7 protein-coding genes and 1 pseudogene are annotated in these 10,055 nt (G+C 69.2%); 6 read left to right on the top strand and 2 right to left on the bottom strand.

The genetic code is table 11. The features are described 5' to 3' along the window. From ybgF to OZ671_RS31345, 5 genes are all read left to right on the top strand, one after another. A partial coding sequence (gene ybgF / locus OZ671_RS31325; RefSeq protein ID WP_268864332.1) for a tol-pal system protein YbgF occupies positions 1-519 on the top strand: 519 nt, incomplete at its 5' end. Next, a complete protein-coding gene (gene tilS / locus OZ671_RS31330; RefSeq protein ID WP_268864333.1) occupies positions 506-1,558 on the top strand; it encodes a tRNA lysidine(34) synthetase TilS in 1,053 nt (350 codons plus the stop codon). The genes ybgF and tilS, both read left to right, overlap by 14 nt. A gap of 176 nt (positions 1,559-1,734) precedes the next feature. Then, positions 1,735-3,654, top strand: coding sequence for an ATP-dependent zinc metalloprotease FtsH (ftsH, locus tag OZ671_RS31335; RefSeq protein WP_268864334.1), 1,920 nt, complete (start codon positions 1,735-1,737; stop codon positions 3,652-3,654). A 160-nt stretch (positions 3,655-3,814) separates the two neighbouring features. Continuing rightward, positions 3,815-6,787: an EAL domain-containing protein gene (locus OZ671_RS31340; protein WP_268864335.1), complete on the top strand. Its 2,973-nt coding sequence runs from the start codon at positions 3,815-3,817 to the stop codon at positions 6,785-6,787. 188 nt (positions 6,788-6,975) lie between these two features. Next, positions 6,976-7,986, top strand: a complete 1,011-nt coding sequence (locus tag OZ671_RS31345; RefSeq protein WP_268864336.1) for an aldo/keto reductase — start codon at positions 6,976-6,978, stop codon at positions 7,984-7,986. A 4-nt stretch (positions 7,987-7,990) separates the two neighbouring features. On the opposite strand, the gene OZ671_RS31350 is transcribed toward OZ671_RS31345, so the two are convergent. Continuing rightward, positions 7,991-8,866 (bottom strand): LysR substrate-binding domain-containing protein, encoded by an 876-nt coding sequence (locus OZ671_RS31350; RefSeq protein WP_268864337.1) that lies wholly within the window; start codon positions 8,864-8,866, stop codon positions 7,991-7,993. Positions 8,867-8,989: 123 nt separating this feature from the next. On the opposite strand from OZ671_RS31350, the gene OZ671_RS31355 reads away from it, so the two are divergent. After that, the gene (locus OZ671_RS31355) at positions 8,990-9,805 is read left to right on the top strand and encodes a crotonase/enoyl-CoA hydratase family protein (protein ID WP_268864338.1); all 816 of its coding nucleotides are present in this window, start codon (positions 8,990-8,992) and stop codon (positions 9,803-9,805) included. On the opposite strand, the pseudogene OZ671_RS31360 reads toward OZ671_RS31355, so the two are convergent. Then, positions 9,796-10,055: pseudogene (locus tag OZ671_RS31360) on the bottom strand (hypothetical protein); the annotation flags it as partial. The gene OZ671_RS31355 and the pseudogene OZ671_RS31360 sit on opposite strands and share 10 nt — an antisense overlap.

The following is a 10,055-nucleotide window of genomic DNA, read 5'->3' on the forward strand; positions in this document are numbered from 1 at the left end:
GGCGAGGGCTTCGCCGACGGCGGCAATCAGCCGCTCGACCTCGGCCAGCTGTCCGGCCAGGCGGCGAACGATCCGAGTCTCGATCCGCGCGGCGGCGGGCGCATGGCCAGCACCGGCACGCAGCCGATCATCGCCACCTCGCCGCGCGAGGAGTTCAGCCAGGCGGTCGCGCTCGTGCAGCGGCGCGAATACGAGCAGGCCGAAATGGCGCTGCGCGGCTTCATCCAGAACCATCCGCGCGACCGGCTGGTGGGCGATGCCACCCATCAGCTCGGCGAGACCATGTATCAGCGCCGGCAGTATCGCGAGGCTGCCGAGCAGTTCCTGAAGGTTTCGACCGACTATCCGCGCATCAGCCGCGCGCCGTCGAGCCTCCTGCGCCTCGGCCAGTCGCTCAACGCGCTCGGCGAGCGCGAGGCCGCCTGCGCGGCCTTTGCGGAGTTCAACCGCAAATATCCGAATGCCGCCCAGCAGACCAAGGCTGCGGTCGTCAGCGAGCAACGCCGTGCACGCTGCTGAGGTCGAACCGGCCAAGCCGTTCGACATTTCCGATCTCCCTGACATCTTCGACCGCTTCGCCGATCACCGGGCCTTGTTGCTGGCGGTGTCGGGCGGTCCGGATTCGATGGGCCTGATGGCCGCTCTCGCACGCTGGCGGGCCGCGCGGGCCGATGGCCCCGCGCTGCATGTCGCGACGGTCGACCATGGATTGCGGCCGGAAGCACAAGCCGAATGCGCCATGGTGGCGGCCGCCGCGGCCCGGCTCGGCCTGCCGGCCGAGATTCTCGTCTGGTCCGGGCCGAAACCCGAGGCCGGCCTGCAGCGCGAAGCGCGCGAGGCGCGCTACCGCCTGCTTGCCGCCGAGGCGCGGCGGGTCGGCGCGGAGGCGATCGTCACCGGCCACACCATTTCCGACCAGGCCGAGACCGTGCTGATGCGCTTCCTGCGCGGCTCGGGCCCGCTCGGCCTGAAAGCCATGGCCGAGATTGCGGAGCGCGACGGCATCGCCATCGTCAGGCCATTCCTGTGGGCGACCGGCGCCCGGCTCGCCGCGACCGCCCGCGCGGCCGGCTTCGAGCCGATCCAGGATCCGTCCAATGTCGACGACCGCTTCACCCGCGCAAGGCTCCGCAAACTGATCGCCGCCATGGCCGGAGAGGGGCTCGACATCGAGCGTCTGGCGACCTTCGCCGGCCGCATGCGCCTGATCGACGAGGCCTTGCGGCACCAGGCGGACAAGCTCGCCGCGGCGAGCCGCCGGCCGACCGTCGTACCGGGAACCGAGGTCTATGAGGCCAAGGCCTGGCTCGCCGAGCCACTGGCCAGCGTGCAGATGCTGCTGTCGATGGCGATCGAGCGGGTCGGCGGCGGGGCGAGCGCCGAGCGGCTCGCCGCCCTCGAGGAGCTCTCGGTCGAGGTCCTGATGGCGCTCGCCGAAGGCGAGGCGGCCAGGGCGACGCTGCGCGGCGCCATGGTGGCGGTCACGCCGGAAGGCCGGGTCATTCTATCGCGGGAGCCGCCGCGCCGGCCCCCGGCCGATCGTCGCATGGCGCAATAAAGAGTTGACCGGATTGCGATCTCGCCTCAACAGAACCGCGCGGATGCAGCGACCTCTCCTTGGCAAGGCTCGCCGCCGAACCTACATTACGTATTCTAACGGGCTGGGCTATTGCCGATCGCATGAAACGCGCCGCTGCGGCGCAGGACGTGGCTGAGCCCCGGGGAAGGACCGCGATGAACTCCAATTTCCGCAACCTCGCCCTCTGGGTGATCATCGTCCTGCTTTTGCTGGCGTTGTTCACGCTGTTCCAGAGCCCGCAGCAACGGCAGGGTTCGTCGGACATGCCGTTCACCCAGTTCCTCTCCGAGGTCGAGGGCGGTCGGGTCCGCGACGTCACCATCCAGGGGCCCGAAGTGACGGGCCATTTCACCGATGGTCGGACCTTCCAGACCTATTCGCCACCCTATCCCGGCCTGACTCAGAAGCTGTTCGAGAAGGGCGTGCAGGTCCAGGCGCGTCCGCCGGGCGAGCAGGTGCCGTGGTTCGTGGCGCTCCTTGCCCAGTGGTTCCCGGTCCTGCTGCTGATCGGCCTGTGGATCTTCATGTCGCGGCAGATCCAGGGCGCCGGCGGCAAGGCCATGGGCTTCGGCAAGTCCAAGGCCAAGCTCCTGACCGAGGCCCACGGGCGCGTCACCTTCGAGGACGTTGCGGGCATCGACGAGGCCAAGCAGGACCTGCAGGAGATCGTCGAGTTCCTGCGCGACCCGCAGAAGTTCCAGCGGCTCGGCGGCCGCATCCCGCGCGGCGTGCTGTTGGTCGGCCCGCCCGGCACGGGCAAGACCCTCACCGCCAAGGCGGTGGCGGGCGAGGCCAATGTGCCCTTCTTCACCATTTCGGGTTCGGACTTCGTCGAAATGTTCGTCGGCGTCGGCGCGAGCCGTGTCCGCGACATGTTCGAGCAGGCCAAGAAGAACGCGCCCTGCATCATCTTCATCGATGAAATCGACGCGGTCGGCCGCCATCGCGGCGCCGGCCTCGGCGGCGGCAACGACGAGCGCGAGCAGACGCTGAACCAGCTGCTGGTCGAAATGGACGGTTTCGAGCCGAACGAGGGCATCATCATCATCGCCGCGACCAACCGGCCCGATGTGCTCGATCCGGCGCTGCTGCGGCCGGGCCGCTTCGACCGCCAGATCGTGGTGCCCAATCCTGACGTCAACGGCCGCGAGAAGATCCTCAAGGTGCATGCCCGCAAGGTGCCGCTGGCACCCGACGTCGATCTGAAGATCATCGCCCGCGGCACGCCCGGCTTCTCCGGCGCGGACCTGATGAACCTGATCAACGAGGCGGCGCTGCTAGCGGCCCGGCGCTCGAAGCGCATGGTCACCATGATCGATCTCGAGGACGCCAAGGACAAGGTCATGATGGGCGCTGAGCGCCGTTCCATGGCCATGTCCGAGGAGGAGAAGAAGCTGACGGCCTATCACGAGGCCGGTCACGCGGTGGTCGGCCTCAACGTGCCCGCCGGCCTGCCGGTGCACAAGGCGACGATCATTCCGCGCGGCCGCGCGCTCGGCATGGTCAAGTTCCTGCCCGAGGGCGACCGCTATTCCATGAAGTACAAGGAATATACCTCGCACCTGGCGGTCGCCATGGGCGGGCGCGTCGCCGAGGAACTGACCTTCGGCAAGGAGAACATCACGTCGGGTGCGGTCGGCGACATCGACCAGGCGACGAAGATGGCGCGCGCCATGGTGACCCGCATGGGCTTTTCCGACGAGCTCGGCCTCGTCGCCTATGGCGACAACCAGGAAGAGGTGTTCCTGGGCATGTCGATGGGCCGGCAGCAGAGCATTTCGGAAGCCACTGCCCAGAAGATCGACAGCGAGGTCAAGCGCCTGGTGCAGGAAGGCTATGTCGAGGCCCGCCGCATCCTGACCGAGAAGCACGAGGAGTTCGTCCGCGTCGCCGAAGCGCTGCTGGAATACGAGACGCTGACCGGCGAGGAGCTGAAGGATCTCATCGCCGGCAAGCCGCCGGTGCGCGATTCCGAGCCGGACAAGAATTCCGGCCGCTCCTCGGCGGTGCCGACGGCGGGCAAGGGCCGCCGGCCTGCCAATGACGACGGGCTGGAGCCGCAGCCCTCGGCGTGAGCCGGCGGCAATCGACACGATCGCGGCGGGCCATGGGCCCGCCGTCTTCTTTTCCGGGCCGACCGGCGCGGTGATAATCCTTGGATCGCTGGCTGAAAGGTGCCCGGCGACCTTGCCTCGACGTGATAAGCCCGGCTAAGTCTTTGCCAAGACGAATGCCATGCGCCGTATTGGCGCCACAACCGAGGCCCATGGCGTGACGCCCGTTCATTCCTTCGTCCTGACCACGGCGACCGTGCGCACGCTTCTTTCCTCCCTCCGGCTCCTCAGTCTCTGCCTTGCGCTCGCCGCCGGCCTCACGGCTGCCGGCAGCGGGCCGGCGCTGGCGCTCGACCCGGTGGCGGTGACGCTCGATCGGCCGGCCATCAATCTCGGCCGCGCGGTCGAGTTCGTGCAGGGCGAGGCCGACCGGGTCAGCGTGCCGACCGCACCCGGCGCCGACGGCATCGTCCGGCGCATGGAGATCCGCCAGACGCAGGCGACGTCCAGCCTGACCTGGGCGGTCTTCGCCTTGTCGAACGCCACCGACGAACAGGTCGACCGGCTGATCGTCGTGCCGCACTACCGGCTGATCCGCTCGGGGCTGATCTGGCCGGACCTCGGCTCGCAGCGCATCGTGTCGCTGACGCCGAGCCAGGGCTTCCGGCCGGAGCGCCAGTCGGCCGTCGACCAGGACGTCTTCCTGATCACCCTGGATCCGGGCACCACGGTGACCTTTGTCGCCGAGCTGCGCGATCCGCGCCTGCCGCAGATCACGCTCTGGCAGCCCGACGCGTTCAAGGACCGCGAGAACTCGTTCACGCTCTATCGCGGCATCGTGCTCGGCATTGCCGGCCTGCTCGCGCTGTTCCTGACCATCCTCTTCGTGGTCAAGGGCTCCTTGATGTTCCCGGCGGCGGCGCTGCTCGCCTGGGCGGTGCTCGGCACGCTGGCGCTCGATTTCGGCTTCTGGACACGGGTGATGGAGCTCGGCCCCGAGGCGGTCCGGTTCTGGCGGGCGACGGCGGAGGCGATCCTCTCCGCCACCTTGATGATCTTCCTGTTCGCCTATCTCGACCTCAATCGCTGGCACGTGCGCTACACTGTGCTCACCGCGATCTGGCTCGCCTTTGCCGGCGGGCTCGTGACGGTCGCCTGGTTCGATCCCTCGATCGCCGCCGGCATCGCCCGCCTCGGCATCGGCATCGTCACCATTCTCGGCACGGTCATCCTCGTCTACCTTGCCTTCCTGCGCTACGACCGGGCGATCAACCTGGTGCCGACCTGGATCCTGTTCATGATCTGGGGCGGCGCCGCGCTGCTGATGGTCACCGGCCGGCTCAACAACGAGATAGCCGCGCCCGCGCTGCTCGGCGCCCTGGTGCTGCTGGTCATGCTGATCGGCTTCACGGTGATGCAGCATGCCTTTGCCGGCGGCACCGTGCCGCAGGCCCTGGTCTCCGACAGCGAGCGCAAGGCCCTGGCGCTGACCGGATCGGGCGACATCATCTTCGACTGGGACGTCGGCGCCAACCGGATCTGGGTCAGCCCGGAGGCGGAGCAGCATCTCGGCCTCAGGCGCGGCGCGCTCGAGGGCGCGGCGACGAAATTCGTCGAGGCGATCCATCCGGCCGACCGCGACCGCGTGCGCTCGACCCTCGACACCGTGGTCGAACACCGGCGCGGCCGGCTCTTCGAAGAGTTCCGCATGCGCGCGGCCGACAATCATTTCGCCTGGTTCGCGCTGCGGGCGCGGCCGGTGGTCGGCTCCGACGGCGAGGTGGTGCGGCTCGTCGGCACCCTGACCGACGTCACCGAATACAAGACCGCCGAGGAGCGCCTGCTGCACGATGCGGTGCACGACAACCTGACCGGCCTGCCCAATCGCGAGCTGTTCCTCGACCGCCTCGACGCCGCCCTGACCATTGCCCGGTCGGACGAGACCTGGCGGCCGACCGTGCTGGTCTTCGACATCGACCGGTTCAAGCAGGTCAACGATTCCGTCGGCATGGCGGTCGGCGATTCCATCCTGCTCACGGTGTCCCGCCGGCTGGCGCGCCTCCTGAAGCCGCAGGATACGCTCGCCCGGCTCAATGGCGATCAGTTCGGCATCATCCTGGTCTCTGAGCGCACGCCCGAGCGCATCACCGCCTTTGCCGAAACCATCCGCAAGACCCTGCGCGCGCCGATCGCCTTCGGCGACCGCGAGATCTTCCTCACCGGCTCGCTCGGCATCGCCCTCGCCGACGGCACGCAGCGCGGCCGCGAGGATCTCCTGAAGGATGCCGAACTCGCCGCCTATCACGGCAAGCGGCTCGGCGGCGACCGCATCGAGGTGTTCAAGCAGGCGCTGCGCGCCCAGAAGACCGACCGCCTGGCGCTGGAGAGCGATCTGCGGCGGGCCCTGGAGCGCTCGGAGATCGCCATCGTCTACCAGCCCGTGGTGCGGCTCGCCGATCGCACGCTCGCCGGTTTCGAGGCGCTCGTGCGCTGGGACCATCCGCGTCTCGGCCGCCTGCCGCCGGGCGAGTTCATCGCCATTGCCGAAGAGACCGGCCTGATCGTCGAGCTCGGCCTGTTCGTGCTCGACCGCACCGCGCGGCAGCTGTTCCAGTGGCAGCAGCTCATGCCGCTCGACCCGCCGCTGTTCGCGGCCGTCAACGTGTCCAGCCGCCAGCTGCTGCGCCACGACCTCTTGCAGGACGTCAAGGGCGTGCTCGCGCGGGCGCCGGTCGCGCGCGGCTCGCTGAAGCTCGAACTGACCGAGAGCCTGGTCATGGAGAATCCGGAATATGCCGCGCAGATCCTGCAGCGGATCCGCGACCTCGGCGCCGGCCTGTCGCTCGATGATTTCGGCACGGGCTATTCCTCGCTCTCCTACCTCCAGCGTTTTCCCTTCGACACGATCAAGATCGACAAGAGCTTCGTGCGCGCCGATGCCCGCGGCGTTCGCCCGGTCATGCTGCGCTCGATCATCGCGCTCGGCCACGATCTCGGCATGGACGTGGTGGCCGAGGGCGCTGAGGTCGACGCCGATGCGGTGGAGCTCTACCAGCTCGGCTGCGATTTCGCCCAGGGCTTCGCCTTCGGCGAGCCGATGACCGCCGAGCAGGCAACGCGGCTGCTGCGCGACGCCACGGCGCAGGCCGCGTAGGAAGCGAATGGCGAGTGGCAAATAGCGAGTAGGGTATGCGCGTGGCGCGCGGCCCGAGGCCGGCTTTCGGGTTTGACGTGCCGCCGCCGCGGCGGTTCCATTCGCCATTCGCCATTCGCCATTCGCCATTCGCCATTCGCCATTCGCCATTCGCCATTCGCCATTCGCCATTCGCCAGGAACCTCCCCATGGAAACCCGCAGTCTCGGCCGCTCCGGCCTGAAGGTATCGCCGATCTGCCTGGGCACGATGATGTTCGGCGGGCCGACGGAGGAAGCCGACGCCGACCGGATCATCGGCCGGGCGAAGGATGCCGGCGTCAATTTCATCGATACGGCCGACGTCTATACGGAAGGGCGTTCCGAGGAGATCGTCGGCCGCGCCATCCGGCGCGACCGGGATCACTGGGTGCTGGCCACCAAGCTCGGCAATCCGACCGGTTCCGGCCCCAATGAGCGCGGCCTGTCGCGCCGCTACATGGCGCGGGCGGTCGAGGCGAGCCTGAAGCGCCTCGGCACCGACGCGATCGACATCTACTATCTTCACAAGGAAGATCATTCGGTGCCGCTCGAGGAGACCGTGCGGGCGCTGGGAGATCTCCTGCGCCAGGGCAAGATCCGCTATTACGGGGTCTCCAACCACCGTTCCTGGCGCGTCGCCGAGATCTGCAATCTCGCCGACCGGATGGGCATCGACCGGCCGGTGGTCAGCCAGCCCTACTACAATGCGATGAACCGCATGCCCGAGGTGGAGCACCTGCCGGCCTGCGGCTTCTATGGCCTCGGCGTCGTGCCCTATTCGCCGCTCGCGCGCGGCATCCTGAGCGGCAAGTACCATCCGAAGGCACCGCCGCCGGAGGGCTCGCGCGCCGGTCGCGCCGATGCCCGCATGATGCAGACGGAGTGGCGCAAGGAATCGATCGCCATCGCCCAGCGGCTGAAGACCCATGCCGAGAGGCGCGGCATCACGCCGAGCCAGTTCGCCACGGCCTGGGTACTGAACAACCGTTTCGTCACGGCGGCGATCGCCGGGCCGCGCACGCTCGCCCAGTTCGAGGATTATCTCGGCGCGCCCAACTATCACTTCACCAAGGCCGACGAGCAACTGGTCGACCGCCTGGTGCCGGCGGGCCATCCCTCGACGCCGGGCTATACCGATCCGGCCTATCCGCTGGAAGGGCGGCAGCCGCGCAACGGCTGAACCGTCAGGCGAGGCGGACCGGATGGGCCGCCATCCAGGCCCGGAAGGCCTGGATGGCCGGATCGCCGGCGCGATTTTCGGCCGAGACCAGCCAGTAGCCGGTATCCGCCGGAACCGGCGGCCCCCAGAGCGCGACCAGAGTGCCGGCCGCGAGCTCGGCATCGATCAGCGGCAGCCGGCCGAGCGCGACCCCGAGGCCACGGCTCGCCGCGTCATAGGCGAGCAGCAACGTATCGAAGCTGAGGCCGGGCGGGCGGCCGTTCAGGGCGCGGCCGGTCTTGCGCGCCCACTCCGCCCAGTCCTCGGCGACCGATGTGATGCGGATGAGCGGCGCTTCCGCCGGCTCCCTGTCCGCAAGCTGCGCGGCAAGTTCAGGAGAGGCGACCGGCACCAGCGTCTCGCGCAAGAGTTCCTCGGCCACCATGCCCTGCCAGCCGCCACGCCCCATCCGGATCGCCAGGTCGATGCCGTCGGCAAAGTCGATGCGTTCGCGCGTCGTGTCCACCAGCACGTCGATGCCGGGATGCGCTTCGCGGAAGCCGGCGAGCCGGGGCATCAGCAGGCGACTTGCAAAGGTGGGCGCGGCGCTAACGGTCAGGCGCCGGGCATGGCGGGCGAGCAGCTCGCCGCTGGCGGCAGCGAGCATGGCGAGCGCGGCCTGAACCTTGGGGTAATAGGCGCCGCCCGCCTCGGTCAGCACGATGCCGCGCGTGCCGCGGATGAACAGCGGCGTGCCGAGCCACTGCTCCAGCGCCTGGATGCCGTGGCTGACCGCGCTTGGGGTCAGCAGCAGCTCCTCGGCGGCATTCTTGAAGCTCAGCAGGCGTGCCGCCGCCTCGAACAGGCGCAAGGTGTTCAACGGAGGCAGGCGCTGGCGCATGGAGGCTGCCGGATGCCGGCCCGTCGGGCCGGGTGAGTTTCATTCAACGCTCGCGCAGGATTAGTCGTTTGTCCAGCGCGACCGAAGAGGCGACTGTTCGCCCGTCACGCCGAGGATTTCCCCATGTCTGCCGCCGCCCCATTGCCGCCCGCGCCCGTCCTGATGTCCGTCGAAGCACGGGTCGCGACCCTGACCTTGAACCGCCCGGACAAGCTCAATGCGCTCGACGCCGCGCTGATCGACCGCTTCCAGACCCTGCTCGACGCGATCGAGATGGATCGCTCGGTGCGCGCGGTCATCGTCACCGGCGCCGGCGACCGCGCGTTCAGCGCCGGCGCCGACATCGCCGAGCTCGAAGCGAGACTTGCCGGCGGCCCGGACCTGCTGATGCGCGACTTCGTCCGGCGCGGTCAGGGGCTGACGCGTCGGATCGAGGCCTTCGGCAAGCCCGTCATCGCCGCGGTCAACGGCCTTGCCTTCGGCGGCGGCTGCGAGATCGTCGAAGCCTGCCCCCTGGCGATCGCGGCCGAGACGGCGGGCTTTGCCAAGCCAGAGATCCGGCTGGGTTTCGCGCCGCCTTTCGGCGGCTCGCAGCGGCTGCCGCGCCTCATCGGCCGCAAACGGGCGCTGAAGATGATCCTCACCGGCGAACCGATCGGCGCCCGGGAGGCCATGCGCGTCGGCCTCATCAACGATGTCGTGCCGGCGGACGAACTGCTGCCGGCTGCTCAAGCCTTGGCCGCGCGCATCATCGCGCACGGCCCAGCGACGGTCGCCGCCTGCCTCGCGGCCGTCACGCGCGGCATCAACCTGTCGATCGACGAGGGACTTGCGGTCGAGGCGGCCCAGTTCGAGCGGATGGCCGCAGGTCCCGATATCGCCGACGGGGTCGGGCGTTTCATGGCGCGCCGGTCGGCCGCCATGTGCGGTCAGCGATAGAAGCGGCAGATGCGCCGGCCGTAGCGGATCCAGCAGCGGCGCCAGCGCCGGCGCCGCCAGCGCCGGTAGCCCCAGGGGCCAGGTCCCCAGCCAGGGCCCCAGCCGTCATCCCAGCCGTACCCCCAGCCCGGACCGCCGCCCCAGCCATAACCGTAGTGGCGCCGGCCATACCAGCGCCGGCCACCCCAGCCCCCGCCGCCATGCCAGTGTCGGCCGCCGCCCCAGCCGCCGCCCCCACGCCAGTGGCCAC

The organism is Phreatobacter sp. AB_2022a, from assembly GCF_026847585.1.
GTDB lineage: Bacteria > Pseudomonadota > Alphaproteobacteria > Rhizobiales > Phreatobacteraceae > Phreatobacter.

Bases quoted from the DNA above. Each gene is read 5' to 3' on its own strand.
- OZ671_RS31340 (WP_268864335.1), top strand. From the start codon at position 3,815: ATGCGCCGTATTGGCGCCACAACCGAGGCCCATGGCGTGACGCCCGTT.
- ftsH (WP_268864334.1), top strand. From the start codon at position 1,735: ATGAACTCCAATTTCCGCAACCTCGCCCTCTGGGTGATCATCGTCCTG.
- OZ671_RS31355 (WP_268864338.1), top strand. From the start codon at position 8,990: ATGTCTGCCGCCGCCCCATTGCCGCCCGCGCCCGTCCTGATGTCCGTC.
- OZ671_RS31345 (WP_268864336.1), top strand. From the start codon at position 6,976: ATGGAAACCCGCAGTCTCGGCCGCTCCGGCCTGAAGGTATCGCCGATC.
- OZ671_RS31350 (WP_268864337.1), bottom strand. From the start codon at position 8,866: ATGCGCCAGCGCCTGCCTCCGTTGAACACCTTGCGCCTGTTCGAGGCG.